General features: G+C 46.3%; 15 protein-coding genes. 10 read left to right on the top strand and 5 right to left on the bottom strand.

What is annotated here, in order from left to right:
- Nucleotides 1-31 precede the first annotated feature (31 nt).
- Complete coding sequence (locus tag AABK39_RS18170) at nt 32-1,150, top strand: IS4 family transposase (protein WP_338392421.1); 1,119 nt, start codon at nt 32-34, stop codon at nt 1,148-1,150.
- A 154-nt stretch (nt 1,151-1,304) separates the two neighbouring features.
- Here the strand turns inward: AABK39_RS18170 and AABK39_RS18175 are convergent, their stop codons facing one another.
- Both AABK39_RS18175 and AABK39_RS18180 read right to left on the bottom strand, forming a co-directional pair.
- Entirely contained in the window at nt 1,305-2,027 is a 723-nt protein-coding gene (locus AABK39_RS18175; protein ID WP_338392732.1) for a class I SAM-dependent methyltransferase, read from the bottom strand.
- Between the two features lie 394 nt (nt 2,028-2,421).
- Complete coding sequence (locus tag AABK39_RS18180) at nt 2,422-3,303, bottom strand: hypothetical protein (protein WP_338392733.1); 882 nt, start codon at nt 3,301-3,303, stop codon at nt 2,422-2,424.
- A 462-nt stretch (nt 3,304-3,765) separates the two neighbouring features.
- Here AABK39_RS18180 and AABK39_RS18185 point away from each other — a divergent pair, with 462 nt between their 5' ends.
- Both AABK39_RS18185 and AABK39_RS18190 read left to right on the top strand, forming a co-directional pair.
- Entirely contained in the window at nt 3,766-4,986 is a 1,221-nt protein-coding gene (locus tag AABK39_RS18185) for a hypothetical protein (protein ID WP_338392734.1), read from the top strand.
- A 429-nt stretch (nt 4,987-5,415) separates the two neighbouring features.
- Nucleotides 5,416-5,982 (top strand): hypothetical protein, encoded by a 567-nt coding sequence (locus AABK39_RS18190; RefSeq protein WP_338392735.1) that lies wholly within the window; start codon nt 5,416-5,418, stop codon nt 5,980-5,982.
- A gap of 102 nt (nt 5,983-6,084) precedes the next feature.
- Here the strand turns inward: AABK39_RS18190 and AABK39_RS18195 are convergent, their stop codons facing one another.
- Together AABK39_RS18195 and AABK39_RS18200 are read right to left on the bottom strand one after the other, a co-directional pair.
- Nucleotides 6,085-6,945 carry a hypothetical protein gene (locus AABK39_RS18195; RefSeq protein ID WP_338392736.1) on the bottom strand — a complete coding sequence of 287 codons (861 nt, stop codon included), beginning with the start codon at nt 6,943-6,945 and terminating at the stop codon, nt 6,085-6,087.
- A 199-nt stretch (nt 6,946-7,144) separates the two neighbouring features.
- Nucleotides 7,145-7,999, bottom strand: a complete 855-nt coding sequence (locus AABK39_RS18200) for a hypothetical protein (protein WP_338392737.1) — start codon at nt 7,997-7,999, stop codon at nt 7,145-7,147.
- Between the two features lie 296 nt (nt 8,000-8,295).
- On the opposite strand from AABK39_RS18200, the gene AABK39_RS18205 reads away from it, so the two are divergent.
- Together AABK39_RS18205 and AABK39_RS18210 are read left to right on the top strand one after the other, a co-directional pair.
- Nucleotides 8,296-9,195, top strand: a complete 900-nt coding sequence (locus AABK39_RS18205; RefSeq protein WP_338392738.1) for a DUF5694 domain-containing protein — start codon at nt 8,296-8,298, stop codon at nt 9,193-9,195.
- 228 nt (nt 9,196-9,423) lie between these two features.
- Nucleotides 9,424-10,485 (top strand): hypothetical protein, encoded by a 1,062-nt coding sequence (locus AABK39_RS18210; protein ID WP_338392739.1) that lies wholly within the window; start codon nt 9,424-9,426, stop codon nt 10,483-10,485.
- A 107-nt stretch (nt 10,486-10,592) separates the two neighbouring features.
- Here the strand turns inward: AABK39_RS18210 and AABK39_RS18215 are convergent, their stop codons facing one another.
- Nucleotides 10,593-11,426 (bottom strand): RDD family protein, encoded by an 834-nt coding sequence (locus tag AABK39_RS18215; protein ID WP_338392740.1) that lies wholly within the window; start codon nt 11,424-11,426, stop codon nt 10,593-10,595.
- A 314-nt stretch (nt 11,427-11,740) separates the two neighbouring features.
- On the opposite strand from AABK39_RS18215, the gene AABK39_RS18220 reads away from it, so the two are divergent.
- The 5 genes from AABK39_RS18220 to ccsA (AABK39_RS18240) all read left to right on the top strand — a co-directional run bounded on the left by AABK39_RS18220 (nt 11,741) and on the right by ccsA (AABK39_RS18240) (nt 16,721).
- Nucleotides 11,741-12,271: a ferritin gene (locus AABK39_RS18220; RefSeq protein WP_338392741.1), complete on the top strand. Its 531-nt coding sequence runs from the start codon at nt 11,741-11,743 to the stop codon at nt 12,269-12,271.
- A 286-nt stretch (nt 12,272-12,557) separates the two neighbouring features.
- A complete protein-coding gene (ccsA, locus tag AABK39_RS18225; RefSeq protein ID WP_338394704.1) occupies nt 12,558-13,229 on the top strand; it encodes a cytochrome c biogenesis protein CcsA in 672 nt (223 codons plus the stop codon).
- A gap of 46 nt (nt 13,230-13,275) precedes the next feature.
- The gene (locus tag AABK39_RS18230; protein WP_338392742.1) at nt 13,276-13,557 is read left to right on the top strand and encodes a CcmD family protein; all 282 of its coding nucleotides are present in this window, start codon (nt 13,276-13,278) and stop codon (nt 13,555-13,557) included.
- Entirely contained in the window at nt 13,554-13,964 is a 411-nt protein-coding gene (locus AABK39_RS18235; RefSeq protein WP_338392743.1) for a cytochrome c maturation protein CcmE domain-containing protein, read from the top strand. The genes AABK39_RS18230 and AABK39_RS18235 overlap by 4 nt, the downstream gene beginning before the upstream one ends.
- A gap of 180 nt (nt 13,965-14,144) precedes the next feature.
- Nucleotides 14,145-16,721 carry a cytochrome c biogenesis protein CcsA gene (gene ccsA / locus AABK39_RS18240; RefSeq protein WP_338392744.1) on the top strand — a complete coding sequence of 859 codons (2,577 nt, stop codon included), beginning with the start codon at nt 14,145-14,147 and terminating at the stop codon, nt 16,719-16,721.
- Nucleotides 16,722-16,724 lie beyond the last annotated feature (3 nt).

The following is a 16,724-nucleotide window of genomic DNA, read 5'->3' on the forward strand; positions in this document are numbered from 1 at the left end:
AATGGCTTTCCGAATCATTGCGTAATTTTGAGTGACCAAACTTAAACCCGCAAAACGATTGGAAAGCCAGTTCGAATATACAAAACTACAGACCTTAATTACCAGTGAACCCGAGTTAAAGAAACTGAATAAGGCCCGACTAAAACTGCTTTGTTACCTGATAACCTCGTTGATCAAAGTCCAAAAGGTTGGTTTCAGACACCTTTCGGAAGGATACGATTCGGGAGCTACGGTGACGTCCAACATGAGGAGGATTCAGCGTTTCTTTGCCAAATTCGAATTTCCGGAAGAGGGCTTTTCCCGGCTTATCATCAGGATGATTCCCGTCAAAGGGAAATACCGGATCGCCATTGACCGGACCAACTGGAAGTTCGGGAAAAGGAACATCAACTTGCTGTTTCTCTGCGTTGTATACAAAGGCGTGGGTATTCCGTTGATATGGAAAGTGCTTGGGGACAAGAAGGGGAATTCGAGCACAGCCGAACGAAAAGACCTACTCGGGAAATTTATCGAATGGTTCGGTTCGGATATGATCGAACACATTACGGCGGACCGGGAATTTATAGGCGAAGAATGGTGGGAATTCCTGCTGGAACACGGGATCCCTTTTTACATCCGCATCAAGGAAAACGCGTTAATAGGATTGCGTGGCGGAAGATTCGTAAACGCCAGGCGATTGTTTGCACCCCATAAGCTGAAAGTCGCCTATTTTCATCCGACTTCCGTGACGATCGCCAAGGTGAAGGTGTATGTTTCGGGAATGAAGTACATCGAGAACGGAAAGCTCGAATACTTGATCCTCGCGTCTCCGAAAAACACTCGGGAAAGCTTGGAGATTTACCGTGAACGCTGGCAGATAGAAACCATGTTCAGAGGCTTCAAAAGTGCGGGCTTCAACCTTGAGGATACGCATTTACAAGATTACGGAAGGATAAACAAGTTGCTGTGTGTCATAGCAATAGCGTTTATCTGGTCGTATAATATCGGGATTTTCAAACACGATGAGGAGAAGCCGATCAAGATCAAAAAACACGGGAGAAGGGCGAAAAGCTTTTTCTCGTACGGCCTTGAGGAAATAGCCCACGCTCTGATTAATAAGGTCGAAACGAAGATCGAGAGATTATCAGGGCTATTTTTGTCATGTACTTAGAACCCGCCGACAAAAGGTACAATCAAATATCAGCACAACAACAGAATACACCGAAAAATCACTACGACTGGGAAGCCCACAACCTATGACCAGCTCTCAAATAAATATCCTCTACACTATGACATGGATGGTTGTCGCCCAGTCTTTATTATAATCACTTCACCAATATCAAATAAACCATCCTGCTAACGCTTTCACTCTTACTGACAGTAAAGCCTACTTTTTCGGCACGTTCGATTACATCGTCCGTTTCTAATCTCAATTTATCGTACGAGCTTACTTTCTGAATCCACTCCCCATCAATCCGCTCGTGCAGTAAATCCGTAACCCTAACCTTGCGGTCAAAGTAGTCTATCACACAAGTCAGAATTTTTTCATCATCACTTTTAACGGGGATAAATCTCTGCGTGTCGCTTAAAGCAGACGAATAATCACGAAATGAAAGTATCAAACGGCAACTTTCACCCAACAAGTCATAGCAATCGCTCAACAGTTTGTCTAGCTGTTCAAAAGTCGGCAGATGGGAGATCGTATCCCCACAACATACAATTAAATCAACCGGCGAATCGGCTATAGTTTTGATGTTCCTTATATCATCCCGCACCGACTCAATGGGCAATCCCTCATTTCTATCCTTAAGCTCCGAAAGTAATTTGCTGTTGAAATCTACAGCCTTTACTTTATACCCAATCTCACCCAAGGCAATACTTTGGATTCCGCTACCGGCCCCCAAATCAATCGCAAGCCCCGTTTTGTCCGGCCTAATATCATTGCTCAGACAAAAATCTTTGAAGGAGTTTTTCCCTTTCTCAAAATCCCCAATCATCCAAGAATAAAAATCCGCAAGATGGTTATCGTAATGTTCCTTTACTTTCATATTCTTTATCCCATGCGTCTTTTCAAATAGATCACATCCCTACCGAGGCACAAACTAGGAAGTTATTCTTTAAGTGCGACTAAGCGGAGTAGTTGTTCGCTCCCTTAGCCCTTTCTTCCCCTCCTCCTTTTAACGTACCGAAGCCCCAACGTACATACCAAGGCCAGTACATAATCAAGCAACAACCCTTTAGGAAAAGAAGCGTGGTGGAGAAAGCCCTCTTTGCTCAAAAATTGCTCATAAAAGGGAAATGGCCAGCCTATCACTAAGGCCTCATCAAATCTTCTTTCTCGAAAAAGCAGAGCTAAAGCGGCTGTAAGAAGAAGAAACAGCAAAGCGCTTGTCATAGTCCGCAACACTGACAACAAGCGCCTTAAATATACCTCTCTCAACATCAAACCACTTCCAGACGTTCCCTAGAACCTTCAAACTGCTCCATCAATGCCTCGGCCGTGGCCTTGCTTACCTGAAGGTTATTGATTACAACGTCCTTCTCGGTCTTCCCAGCGCCACGATCCTCCACAAACACCCGCTCCAGAGTAATATACTGGCTGTCCTCGTCTTTGGAATAAAAAACATGCACCTTCGTGTGGCGCCAGCCTGTGCCTAGCCCCATCTGCCCAATAGCCTCCACGGTATCGGTCCGCAACGCCTCCACCAACTCGGCGCTACCGGCCACCGACGCAAAATCCGGCGAAAGCGTAAACTTAGGATACCATTCGCCCAAACGTTCCGAAAACGGATAAATCGCCACACGGAACACAGGCACCAAAGGTAATCCGATAATTATGCCCGCTTCTATAGTCCATACCAAGCCCTGAAGCGCTCCGTTGATTGGTATCCCGAAAACGGTCCATACTCCGTAAGCATACAGGTCAGGCAATATAGAAAAGACCTCCGGCCGAACAACCATTGCCAGATACTCGCCAAACCCCGGAAAACCGCCTCCCAAGAAATAATCGCCGGCCAACAGGGCAAAAGAGGCGCACCATTGCAGGTAGCACGCCAAAAAACCTAAACCCAAAGCGTAGACCAACCGCGAACGCCTAGCCCTAAAATGGCCAAAACGCCCTGCAACTCTAACCAAAACGCCCAATATCAGCCCAAAGCCGATAGTCAGAAAAAGATTCACATACGGAAACGGAATCTTAAACGCAGCCACCGCATATACATAAGCCAAGACAAGGACAACGATAGCGCCACCCACGGCCACCAATCCAAACCGAAAGGCATCCACCTTCCCGGATTCCTGATAATAAGTTGTTTGATCAGACATTCAATCTTCGTTTAAAAATCAGAAAAAAACCTCCCCTCAGAAGACCAAAAATCAAGAGAAAAATATCTGCCCGTGGCCAACAACCCCTCTTCGAAATATACACAAAAAACAAAAATGCGAAAGTAATTCGATCTCGTTTTCTCCGGACAAGCCAAACACATCTGCCCGTATAAAACCACCCCATACTCCAGCCACTGAAAGGCCCGATAATTGTCCATACCAAGCGATACCTCTTCCACAAAATCTCTATGGCCTTGATGTAATCAAAACACGATCACTAAAGCCATAAATTTTTCGAGCGACACCCGCCTTTGTAAAGGCCTAATCTTCAAAACTTTCCACATCCCTATTTTCGGTTGTTTCGGAAAAAAGGTACATGAATCACCAAAATCATAAATGCAACACTGTTGCATTTATGATTTTAAGCTGATAAATTGCTTCCAGAATTTAAACCAACCCGACATGATCCGAACACAGACTAATCTTTTCAGAGCGTTGCTTATCATCTTATTATTATGGGGATGTAGTGACAGCGACGATCCTTTGGACAAAGAACACCCCGAGAACAGGGAATACTCTTTTGTCAGACTATTGATCAGTAACGCCGACAACTCCAATCTGCTTTTTTACACCCCCTCAACCCAAGACCTCGAGGCATTCGACATTAAGCATCCGAAAGGCTCTTTGTATGCGTCGTCATCCGGACGGTACGCGTTGATCACTCACAGAGACCATAATTATGTCGAGACCTTCGATTCCAGCATTGAAGCGCATGGAGACCATGCTCACCTAAGCGACGCAAAAGTAGGGGGGATGTATTCGAACGGCAACAAACCGACACACGTCAAGTCCAAATTGGGCAAATTCCTCGTCTTTAACGACGGAGACGGGACATTGTCAATCGGTAGGGAATCGAAAGTAGGGAACAGCGAGGAAATGAGGCAGATCGACTTGGGCCTGACCGCCCACCACGGAGCGATGGCCATATTCAAAAACGGCAACTACGCCGTAACCGAAAAGCTAGGGGAGCCTGGAGGCCTTCCCGAGCAAGTTATCCTGATAGATTCCGACGGCAAGAAGATCGACGGTATCGAACCAATCGCCACTCCCGGCATCCACGGAAGCGCATCAAATGACAACACCGCTGTGTTCGGCTCCATTTCAGGAGTATTGATTATCCATGACAATGGACAGCAGGAAATCATATCCTACCCCGCGGACTTTGACAAATCCTGGATCGGCTCGCTGATGAGCACATATGATGCAAACAAGTTTATAGGAGCCGTAAGAGGCAAAGGCTTATACACGGTCGATGTGGCAGCCAAAAGCATCAGCCCGCTGGTTATGTACGATAACATAGTGAAAATGGCGGTTAGCTCCGACAAAAAGAAGCTCGGCCTGTTATTGCAGGACGGTACGCTGGTCTATTTTGACTTGGAAGACAAGTCGGAAATCTTTTCGGAAAAGGTTATCGACGCAATACCCGAACAGCAGGGGCACGGACACACCAGCCCTAACCTAACGCTTTCATCCAAATACGCGTATATATCCGAGCCCGTGAAAAAGGAGCTTCTGCACGTTTATTTGGCAAAGCCAAGCGAGATCAAAAAACAGGAACTGCAACATGTTCCGTATAGCTTGGTACTATTGGGTGCGGAATTAGATAATGAAGGCGCCCATTAATTGACGCACCTACTGTTCCTTCAGAATACCAATAACCAACCTACTTTAGGGGTTTCAAATACCTTCATGTACGCTTAAGTAGGTTCCCGAGGCTGTCCTGTAATTGGACAGCCTTATTTTTTATTAGAAATCCGCAATCTCGGTCTGCGTCAGTTCGAGTCCTAAACCCCGGCATATTTGTTTCCTGTCTTTTAGTTTCAGTTGCTTCGCCATACCCTTATCAAATCACATAACAACAAAAAGCGAGCAAAGCACTCTCAGATATTTTTGAAAACTAAATCTGTAAATAATCAAAATATTTACTCCACACATGTAACCACTGCCACATTCCCGCATTGCATACTACCGAAAGACATTACGCTTTCAAACCATCTATTAATCAACCCTATACATCCTAATTCTCTTTTTTAAACCACAATAAAAAGACATATGAAAAACCTTCACCAACTCCTGATTATCGTTTTCGGGCTTTGCCTTATCAACGCCTGTAGTTCTGACGCCGAAGACAGCGACGACGATATGCCCTGCGACACTCCGCCTCCAATCTCGGTGGTCTCGCTTAACCCCACCCAAGGCCACGACAATGGCGCTATTCTGGTGGAAGCCACAGGTAACAATATCAGATTTAGCCTTAATGGCAGCGCCGCCCAAACATCCAAGATATTCACAGGCCTAAAAGCGGGGGAGTATAAAGTCACGGGCCAGTTAGACCAAAACTGCAAATCCGAACTTTCCGTGACCCTTGCGGACAAGACAGTGCCCGAAACAAAATTCGCTACCGTGATAGCCCCTATAATCAGACAAAACTGCGCTACTTCGGGATGCCATGGAGGAGGGCAGAGCCCAACGCTTAACGACTACGCACAAATTAAAGCCAACGGCTCCAAGATCCGCTCCGCAGTCATGTCCGGGGCCATGCCTAAAAACGGAAAGTTAGACGAGGAAGACCTGTTAAAGATGATACACTGGATAGACGGCGGAATGCCTGAAAATTGATAATTCACCTACTCGTCAAGTTCGATAGAAAAGTATCCTTCTTTATATAAAAAAGGGCGCCACAACCTTACGGCACCCTTTTTCAATAACAGACCTTACCTGTCAAGGCTTGATATAAAGCCCAAACACCGTAAAGCCTACCGCCACATTATGCAAGTAGTTTATCCGGATAATGCCCGCATGCGAATATCTGGTAGAGTAAACGTACCATTGACCATTGGCGCTAGTAAAATCCACAAGAGAACGGGCGTCGCTCAAGCCCTCGGTCAATTCAACTACACGCTCGGCCAAGGCCTGAGAGTCCTCAAAGTTCAACTCCCCCTTACGCTCGTCGGGTATATTAATAAATCTAGTCACCCGTATCGATGACAGCTGAAAGGGCAAGGGCGAAGCAAAACTAGCGCTATTACCCAAACGACGGGAAATACGGAGATAGAGATTGAAGTCGGCTTCATTGTCCGGGACTTGCCTTATCCCGTTTTCCAAAACCACTGAACTGGATATATAGAATCCCTTGCCTATATTATTATAGTCATAGTCCTGCCGAAAGTATCCCACCTTATCATAGGAATCCACCACCTGTAGTCCCAAATCTGCCGAGGCCATTACATTGTTGTCCAGCACTCCATTGAACTTAAAAACAAGTCGCTTTCCCAGATCTTCCGAACGGATCACATACGAAAACCTAAAGCCCAAATTACCGTTGCCCACTCGGGGCAAGGTCGAATACAATATATCCCCATCCTTATACACCTCCACATGGTCCAGTCGGGCCAACGCTTTCCGCTCATCGTTTGTAGAAGGGTAAACGTTAAAGTAAATCAACTGCCCCGGCACCACCATCGAGGGTGCGTCAGTTGGCAAATTCATCTGTATCGCCTGCCTTAATTCTTCCTGTTCATTGCAGGAAAAAAATGCGGAAGCAGAAACCAAAAGGAATATTGCCAGTAACTTTCTCATCATATCACTAGTCTTTGATTCCTTCTTTAACCCATTGGTATTTCGGTGGTTGGCATTTCCCTATCCAGACGACAATAAGCTTCTTTATTTTATAATCTGTCTTTTGTTCTCAACAGTTCATTCTTTCGGAACAAAAAAATACGCCCATAAAAAAAGGGAGCTCCAAACTCGAACACCCTTTTTTAAGATCAATCATTGAAAATCAAGGCTTGATATAAAGCCCATACACCGTAAAACCTAACGCTCTATTATGCAGATAATTTACCCTGATAATTCCGGCGTTCGAATTTCTGCTAGAGTAGAAAAACCACTGTCCGTTCGCGTATTCAAAATCCACTAGAGTATGGCCATCATTTATCCCCTCTGTCAATTCGGAGATACTTTTTACCAGAGCTTGTGGTCCATCAAAATTCAATGAGCCTTTACGGTCATTCGGAATATTAAAAAACCGGGTTGTCCGTACAGATGACAACTGAAAGGGTAGAGGTGACGCAAAGCCTCCATAATTTCCCAAACTATTAGAACGGTAATAAATCGTCAAGTCGGACTCATCGGCGGCAACTTGCTTAATTCCGTTTACCAAAAGCACCGCATCCGCTCTTGTAGTGCCCCTAACCCTATCATTAAAGTCTGAATCCTGTTGAAAGAACCCTATCTTATCATAAGAGTCTATTACCTGTACGCCCAAATCCGCCGAGGCCATCACATTGTTATCCAGCACTCCGTTAAACTTAAAGACCAGTCTCTTCCCCAAGTCCTCCGGCTGTATCACATATGAAAACTTAAAGCCCAAACGGTTATAACCGGTCCGAGGCAACGACGAATACAATATATTTCCGTCCTTATAAACCTCCACACGGCCTAACCTTCCCAGCGCTTGTTGCTGGTCGGGAGAAGAAGGGTAAACGTTAAAATAAATCAACTGCCCAGGAATTACTACCGAGGGCACATCGTGGGGCAAATTCATCTGTATCGCCTGCCGTAACCCTTCTTGTTCGTTACAGGAAAAAAGCATAGGGGCTAAAGCCCAAAGAAATATCACTAGTATCTTTCTCATCGTACCGATAACTTTTGATTTTCTCTTTAACTCTGCGTCATCTCGGTAGTTGTCCTTTCCTTATTCAGCTTACAACAAGCTTTGTTATTTCATAATCCATCCTTTGTTCGTTTAAAAACTCGCCTATACTATTGCAAACATCCATAACTACAGGCTACATCATTCTATGCCTGACACTGGGCTATCCAATACTGATTGTATTTTATCCAAAAAATGAAATAGGCATTAAAATATCACTACAAACAACGCAATCCGTGTATTTTTAAAGAATCAGACTAATACACCCAAACACTAAAATGAGAAAACAAATATTACCTTTCCTCTGCGTTGCGCTTGGTATTTTTTCTTGCCAAAACCAAAAAGGCGATACCAAGGCCGTAACCAAAGCCGAAGTTCCGGCAAAAACGAAACTTGAGATTCAAAAGCCAAAAAGCGACAAGGTTCAAGTGATGAACTTCGGGACATTCCATATGGGGTACACTCCCGACGCCACCACTGTGGATTTTGACGAACACAACGCAAAAAACCAAACGGAAGTCCGAACGCTCGTAAAATCTTTGGCCGCATTCAAGCCTACGGTTATTTGTGTCGAAGTCATTCCTGAAAATGAGGCACAACTAAACGAGGCTTACCAGAAGTTTCTCTCTTCAGGCGAATTGGGAGAATATGTGGATGAAAACGGATTGGTAGCGTTCGAACTCGGCAAGCTGGCAGGAGTGAAGAAAATCTACGCCATCGACCACAAAATGGGGTACAACTACAGAATCGCCTCCGATCTTGACCAAGACAAAGTCGGGAAAGCCGGAGTGGCCAATTACGAAGCCTATTATCCCCAATACTTCAAAAAAGCCCAAGAAAGCGGGTACGACACCCTCTCGGTAACGGAAAAGCTCAGGCTGAGCAACACGCAAGAGGCTCTGGACTTTTACCTGACCATCAACGCCGACCAACTTACGCATTTCAAAACGGACGGAAAGTTCGAAGGCGCGGACGAAGCCGCAAAATACTACAAACGCAACCTGAGAATGTTCGCCAACTTCAACCAAGTTCCAGTCACGAAAAACGACCGCATATTTATTCTGATGGGCGCCAGCCACACGGCTTTCTTCCAAGATTTCCTCAGAAGAAGCCCCGTTTACGAAACCGTCAACCCTCTGGACTATTTCCCTCCGAAAGTCACCCAGAAAGCGATTTAGGGCTTACACAGACATTAGAAACGGCGCAAGGGAAACTTTCTCTTGCGCTTTTGTTTTTGTAGTCGCTCATGATTTTTGGGTACGTCAGTTACCCAAACCACATCCTTTGGTCATTCGTCATGGCAGACAAGGCGTTTGTCATAATTTTTTTCGAAACTACCCTCCGCTTTCCATTTTTATCCCGTCCGCACATCGCTTCCAATTTTTTAAACCCAAAAGAAAAGAATCATGACACGATTTACACTGACATTACTTGCGCTTACCCTATCCACCTTAATCTCGTTTGGACAAAGCGCTGTCCTTTACGGAAAAGTGGAAAACTGGCCTACCGATACGCTCCATTTTACCACATTACCTTTTCATTCTCCTTATTCGGCGCAGTCTGGTTTCGTTCTTCTCGACAAGGCTGGTGGTTACATTCTCAAGTTTCCCGAAATAAAAGCCCCGTTTGTATTCTCTGTCACAGCCGAAAAAAAGTTTATCAATCAAAGTCAAAGACTTTTCCTTTTTGACAACCTTACAGACCAATATTACTATGGTCAGTGCGTCAAACTCTACACTTATACTGTCAGCACGCTTTATTTGGAGCCCGGCGACAGTCTAAGGGTCGATCTCAGGAAACAAAAACGCTACGGTCATACCGAGCTGGATTTTTATGGAAACAGTAAGGCTAGCCAAGAATACTTCCAGACACTCTTCGACCTCGACTCAGAATTCGGAGATTTGATTCAGGACGAAGCTTTTTCCAACGCCTCAAAATTGATCTCAGAAGCGACTCAAAAGAAACTCAAACAACTCGAAGAGAAAAAGGAAAACCTAAGCCCGTTCGTATACGATTACGCCAAAGCTGAAATCAGGTATTCGGGCAAAGTCGAGCTTTTGAAATCATTAAGGACAAAATCGGACAGGGTTTTGGATTATCTGTTTAAGAAGAAAATGCCAGCCTCCATAAGACGAACATTGGAAATACCGAAAAACAAACTTGCTTACGCAACCCTGACCAGCGAACAATTCAACGAATATCTGGAACTCTATCTGCACTATAAACTCAGCGTCAAACGGCATAAGTTTGTCCGCCATCAAGCGCTTAACACGGAAAAATTTGATTTCGCCCTACGTACGCTTCCCAAATCGACGCTATACCATTATCTAGCGAATCGACTGCTTGAGGCCGATAAAAGCGCTGAAATAAATGCATTGTACCATAAGCTTCTAAAAAAGTATCCGGCCGGGGAACTGAACAACCAGCTTGTCGAAAAATTCGGTTCTATGGCACAAAGTAATCACTAGGGTTTCAGAATAAGATCAGTTTAAAATCAGGATCAGAATACTATTGCGAATAAAAGGAGAAGCGTTTGCCTAAAAATGGACAGACGTTTCTCTTCGTCTTCTTTTAATCAAGCAGTCTCGGCAATTTCTTCATTCTCCTGTTCCGCCATTTCCCTGACCTTTTTATTTTTTTTCGCCAACATCACTCTCAGTTGGTCATCGTCAAACACTACCACGGTTTCCGAAATCTTATCGTGAGTGCACTGGTGGTTTTTATCCCAAAGCATCTGAAAAAATCCCATCATAAAAAGCGACGCCGAAGAAACGTACCCGGACAAACGCTCCAGCGAATTCCACAGCGTAAGCCTTTTCCCATTCAACTTAACGGCCCGTATACCAAACAATCGCTTTCCAGGAGTCTGGCCTTGAAGCTTGTAAGTAAATGCGGTAAAATATATCAAACCGAAAGCCGTACTGAAAAACGCCCCGAAGTAGTCTTGTAATATCTCGAACAGCGGTAAACTCACAAACCAAGATGTCTCTCCGGAACTTTCCGTACCGCCTCCATACATCACCGACTTATAAGCCACCAAAATTCCCACAAGAATCGACAGAATAATCGACCAAAACAGAATATGCAGAAGGACATGGGCGTAGGCTCTGAAAAACTTCCGGATATGCGCTTGTTGCCTCGGGCCCACTCTCAAGTTCTCCGATTTGTTGAGCAACTCTTTGGCTCCCTGTTCAATCAGCTTTTTAGGCCGGTTTACCACATTGAACTTAAACCTTACCACAGCAAACAGCACTACGGCCAGCAACAACCAATTGTGCAAATAGCCAAACGCGCCCACCACAGCCCAATCAAACACAAACGCCAAAGCCCTTCGCTGAAACGAAGCCAGACGCTTCCCCTGCAGGGTTTCGCAGACCTCTAGATGACTCAGATCGAATTGTTTTCTCATATCCACATACTCAAGCGGGCGACAATACGCACACCTAATTGTTTAATTACCAGTCGAAACGTTGAAAATAACAAACAACATTGTACTTATGAAGAAATACTTAAGCTTGTTTTTAGACAAATTTCAAATTGATCCCATATAAGTGAAGTTTCGAAACCTTGCCGTATTTTGCGGCGTTTCCACTAGAATAACAATCATTCTCTATCTGCGTCCCATATGTTTTCGCTTTTTGAGCGCAAACCCGGCCACTCGCTTTATCCGGCTGGAATGAGATGCTGATCGGCAAACATCATCAGACTCTAGATACAAGTAATATGAAAGACCTTCTTACCCAAACCCGTTCGTTGGCTATCGGCGTGGAAAACGCCCTCAACAAACAGGTGATCATGGAGGCCGAATCTTCGGCCGTTTATTTGGCCATGGCCTCGTGGTGCATGCGCAACGGTTATGAAAAAGCCCGCGATTTCTTTATGGCCCAAGCCGACGAGGAACGCGAGCACATGAAAAAGATTTTCCGCTATGTCGACGATATGGGCGGACAGGCCTCGCCCGGGCACGTAGGCAAAGTGAAAGAAGATTTCGACAGTTTCCGTCATGTGTTCGAGTGCATGCTTGACCAAGAAATCGCCGTTTCCAAATCGATCAACAACATTGTGGCGCTCGCCTACGAAGAGAAAGATTTCTCAACGGTTCAGTACCTGCAGTGGTTTGTCGAGGAACAGCGCGAGGAAGTTTACGTAGCCCGCCAAATCGTCAAACTCTTCGACTTGGTAAATATCGATGGAGGCATCAGCGTTTTCGATATCGAGGACAAACTCGGAAGCATCGAGTACAAGGAAGGATAAAATACCCGGTACGGGTTTCCAAAACTAGATATTCAAGACCCGCAAGGGTCTTTTTTTTGCCGTAACATTAAGTACTTTTCTTACGTATGCGCTAAAACGTGTCGGCCAGCGTTCGCATGATGAACATCTGTTTATTTTCCTGAGAAAAATCATGTGTTTTTGCTAAATTAGCGCCGAATTACCCTGATTATGAAAGGACTTCGGAAAAAAACGGATTTTCCCGAAAAGGACAACCCGGCTGTTCCGAAGCAAATTTGTTCGTAAAAAATACTTATCGATGGGCGTACTGAAAAGGCATTGGTGGAAAGGGCTTGCGCTGTTACTGTTGGCGTATTCGATCGTAGGCGGTTTATTGCTTGACGTACCTCGGCTGGCCATCCTCAACGAAACCATCCGGGCACTGTATTTCCACGTACCGATGTGGTTCGCCATGACGTTCATGATGCTTCTCTCCGTAATCTATGCGGTGATGTACATGAATAACCCAACGGCAAAAAACGACGCCTTCTCCGAGCAACTGGCAAGAGTCGGCGTATTGATGGGCATGCTCGGTATAGCAACGGGCATGGTTTGGGCAAAATTCACTTGGGGAGCGTTCTGGAGCAACGACCCGAAACAAAATTCCGCGGCCATCGGTCTGCTGATTTACTTCGCGTACTTCATCCTGCGCGGTTCCATGACCGACGAACAGCAACGCGCCCGCATCAGCGCCACGTACAATGTATTCGCATTCGTACTCCTGATCTTGCTTCTGTTCGTATTGCCCCGGATGACTTCCTCACTTCACCCCGGCAACGGTGGCAACCCCGGTTTCAACGCTTATGATCTGGACAGCAAGCTTCGTCTTGTATTCTATCCCGCCGTACTCGGCTGGATCCTTATGGGCCTTTGGGTAGCGCGCTTGCGCACTCGCCTGAGTTTGGTGGAAACCGCTATTGAGGAAGAAGAAATCGCTTGAATTCGATGATTGGGGCCCGCCCGACGGTACCCGAAACGACGCTGAAATGAAGAAACTATCGCTTAGCCTGGTTTTCGCTATCGCCGCTGTTGCGGGATTCGCCCAGGACAAAATCCCGGTGAAAGCCGAGGACTACGCCAACTACAGCATTGAAATGGCCGACCAGTTCCGCGCCGACGGCAAGATTTACGTAGTCGTGGCCGTCATGCTCGTTATCTTCGCCGTAATGGCAGTGTACCTGATCCGCTTGGAGAAAAAGGCATCGAAAATCGAAGCCGGCCTTGAGGAACTGAAAAGAATCCGTACCGAAGAAAACCAAGCCGTATGAAAAAGTCACATATATTCGGAATCGTCATCATAGCGGTGTCCATCGTCATCATCGCCGTCACTATGGGAGACGCCAGCTCTTACGTGACCTTCTCCAAAGCCAAAGACATTGCCGCCAAAAGCGCCAAGGACGTTCACGTAGTCGGTAAACTGACCAAAAACGCCACGGGGCAGGTTACGGGCATAGTGGAAAGCCCTGACAAGCTCTCGTTCCGCTTCAGTATGAAAGACGAGGACGGGCAAGTTCGCGAGGTATTCTACAACAAGCCATTGCCTCAGGATTTCTACCGCTCCGAGCAGGTTGTGGTGATCGGGCGTTTTCCCAAAGCGGAAAGCAAGCAGTTCCAGGCAAACGAAATCCTTCTCAAATGCCCTTCCAAGTATCAGGAAGAGCAAGTGAAGGTTTAAACTCTTTTGAGACGTTTTACCATGCTTTGGAAAAAACACAACCTGATCACTGCGTTAAGCGATCAGGTTGTGTTTTTTCTGTTATATATGAATTTTCTGTGATCGCCTAGAATTGGAGAGAAATCCGTTCTCGCTATATTCGGGTAATTTCCCAGCACCAAAACCTTAAAACCGGGAACAATGCAATTAAACGAGACTGTAGGATTAGTGGGGCGCTTTTCGGTCTACTTCTCTTTCGCTTTGGCTTTGGTATCGGCCATCAGCTTCATCATCAGCCTTCGCCAATCGGACGAAGCGAAGAGGCTGGAATGGCTGAAAAACGCCAGAGGTCTTTTCTATGTTCATGCCGTGGCCGTGGCGGTCTCGGTTATATGCGTAATGTCGATCCTGTTCGGCAATAAATTCGAATACCATTACGCTTGGAGCCATTCTTCCATAAACTTGCCTTTCTACTACGTTCTGGCCGGTTTCTGGGAAGGGCAGGAGGGAAGTTTCCAGCTATGGGTCCTCTTCGACGCTCTTCTGGGACTTGTTCTTATCAAGACCAATAAGTCTTGGGAGGCGCCCGTAATGGCGATCTTCGCCTTGGTACAGGTATTCTTGATATCCATGCTTTTGGGTCTGGAACCTTTCGGAATAAAGATAGGCTCGTCGCCTTTTATCCTGCTCCGCGACGCCGTGCCCGGTGGCGTGTTTGATATGAATCCGAACTTCATTCCCGAAGACGGAACAGGCCTGAACCCGCTTTTGCAAAACATCTGGATGGTAATTCACCCGCCGGTACTTTTCCTAGGCTACGCTTTGGCGCTTATCCCATTCGCCTTCGCTCTTGCGGGCATGGTTACCGGACGAGTAAAAGAATGGATCAAGCCAGCTTTGCCATGGACTATCCTCGGCACGGCCGTTCTTGGCGCAGGTATTATCATGGGCGGTTACTGGGCTTACGTTACGCTTAACTTCGGTGGCTACTGGGCTTGGGACCCTGTCGAAAACGCCGTTCTCGTTCCGTGGTTGGTAATGGTCGGCTCTGTCCATATGATGATTATCGCCAGAAAAAGTGAGACCGCACTTAAAGCCAGTTATATTCTGGCCGTGGCCGGATTCGTCCTGATTCTATACAGCACATTCCTTACGCGTAGCGGTATTCTCGGAAATTCGTCCGTACACTCTTTCACCGACTTGGGACTCTCCGGACAGCTTTTGATTTACTTGCTGTTCTTCACCTTCGTAGCCATTGGAGTGTTTATAGCGAAATGGAAGCTTCTTCCTTCCACAGACAAAGAGACATCGGCATACTCTGGCGATTTCTGGATCTTTATCGGCATCACGATCTTGATGCTTTCCGCTTTCCAAGTATTGATTCCTACATCGTTCCCCGTATTCAACAGCATCGCCGGACTGTTTGGCGGAGACCTGAGCTTGGCACTCCCAGCCGACCAGGAGGCTTTCTACAACAAGTTCCAGATTTGGTTCGCTGTTGGGTTGGCACTGTTTTCCGGCATCGCCCAGTTCTTCTATTGGAGAAGGGTTAAGCCAGGCGAGATCTTCACTATGATCTCCGTTCCGTTGGTAATCACTTTGGTTATCACCAGCGCCATTATCCTTATTGGTAGCGTTCATAAGCTTTCTTACATCCTGTTCCTTACATCGTCGGTATTTATGTTGGTGTCCAACGGACGGATCTTGTTCCATATGCTTTCCCGTTCGAACTTCAAGCTTTCGGGCGGAGCGGTTTCGCATATCGGAGTGGCTCTGATGCTGATCGGCGTGCTTTTCTCTTCGGGATACTCCAAAGTGATTTCGCAAAACCGTTCAGGAATGTTGCTATTCGGCGAAAACGCCGACGCCACAGCCGAACGCGAGCATATGCTTATGTGGATCAACAGTCCTGAAAAACTGGACAAATATGAAGTGAAATACCTCGGAAAAAGGGTGAAAATAGAAGGCCACGACAAGCTCGTTGACCGGAACCTATTATTGCCTACCGACATTCCGCACCGCGCCGTAGCCGTAAAGGACTATAAAGTGGACGGGAAAACGATATTCTTCCAAGGCGATACCGTAAAGGCCGATACGGACGTACTCTACTGCGAAGTGGAGTATTCCGAAAACGGAAAAAAGGCATTTACATTATTCCCTCAAGCGAAGGTTAACGCCGGCGACATGGGCTTGATCCCTTCTCCGGATATCCGTCGTTATTGGGACAAGGACATCTACACGCACGTAGCGGCCGTAGCCGACCCGAGCGAAGAGCCGGACTGGACCAAAGCCGACGACTTTATCGCCAAGCAAGGCGAGCGTTTCTTCATCAACGATTACGTAGCCCGTTTTGAGCGCGTGGAGCCTATCCGTTCGTTGCCCGGCATTGAGCTCGGCCAAAATGATGCGGCGGTAAAAGCTATCGTCAACGTATTCCACCGCGACCGGACTTACACGCTTGAGCCAATTTTCGTGATCAAAAATCGTCGTGTGGCCCGTTTGGAAAGTGTGGTGGAAGACCTCGGAATCAGAATGATCATTAACGATATCGATCCGGACAACGGCGGCGCTTTCACTTTCAAGACCAGCGTTTCCCAAGAGGATTATATCATCATGAAGGCTTCTTCAAAACCGATGATCAATATTCTTTGGCTCGGAACCTTCGTGCTTATGTTCGGCTTCGGAATTTCGGGAGTTCGCCGTTACAAAGACTTTAAGGCACAGCGAAACAAAGACAAGAAAAGAGCAGCCCGTCCTTTGGCGGAAGCGAGTGTATAAAAA

The sequence above is a fragment of the Fulvitalea axinellae genome (assembly GCF_036492835.1).
GTDB lineage: Bacteria > Bacteroidota > Bacteroidia > Cytophagales > Cyclobacteriaceae > Fulvitalea > Fulvitalea axinellae.

Excerpts from the sequence above, each read along its gene's own strand:
- AABK39_RS18175 (WP_338392732.1), bottom strand. The coding sequence starts at position 2,027 with ATGAAAGTAAAGGAACATTACGATAACCATCTTGCGGATTTTTATTCT.
- AABK39_RS18180 (WP_338392733.1), bottom strand. The coding sequence starts at position 3,303 with ATGTCTGATCAAACAACTTATTATCAGGAATCCGGGAAGGTGGATGCC.
- AABK39_RS18185 (WP_338392734.1), top strand. The coding sequence starts at position 3,766 with ATGATCCGAACACAGACTAATCTTTTCAGAGCGTTGCTTATCATCTTA.
- AABK39_RS18190 (WP_338392735.1), top strand. The coding sequence starts at position 5,416 with ATGAAAAACCTTCACCAACTCCTGATTATCGTTTTCGGGCTTTGCCTT.
- AABK39_RS18195 (WP_338392736.1), bottom strand. The coding sequence starts at position 6,945 with ATGATGAGAAAGTTACTGGCAATATTCCTTTTGGTTTCTGCTTCCGCA.
- AABK39_RS18200 (WP_338392737.1), bottom strand. The coding sequence starts at position 7,999 with ATGAGAAAGATACTAGTGATATTTCTTTGGGCTTTAGCCCCTATGCTT.
- AABK39_RS18205 (WP_338392738.1), top strand. The coding sequence starts at position 8,296 with ATGAGAAAACAAATATTACCTTTCCTCTGCGTTGCGCTTGGTATTTTT.
- AABK39_RS18210 (WP_338392739.1), top strand. The coding sequence starts at position 9,424 with ATGACACGATTTACACTGACATTACTTGCGCTTACCCTATCCACCTTA.
- AABK39_RS18215 (WP_338392740.1), bottom strand. The coding sequence starts at position 11,426 with ATGAGAAAACAATTCGATCTGAGTCATCTAGAGGTCTGCGAAACCCTG.
- AABK39_RS18220 (WP_338392741.1), top strand. The coding sequence starts at position 11,741 with ATGAAAGACCTTCTTACCCAAACCCGTTCGTTGGCTATCGGCGTGGAA.
- AABK39_RS18230 (WP_338392742.1), top strand. The coding sequence starts at position 13,276 with ATGAAGAAACTATCGCTTAGCCTGGTTTTCGCTATCGCCGCTGTTGCG.
- AABK39_RS18235 (WP_338392743.1), top strand. The coding sequence starts at position 13,554 with ATGAAAAAGTCACATATATTCGGAATCGTCATCATAGCGGTGTCCATC.
- ccsA (WP_338392744.1), top strand. The coding sequence starts at position 14,145 with ATGCAATTAAACGAGACTGTAGGATTAGTGGGGCGCTTTTCGGTCTAC.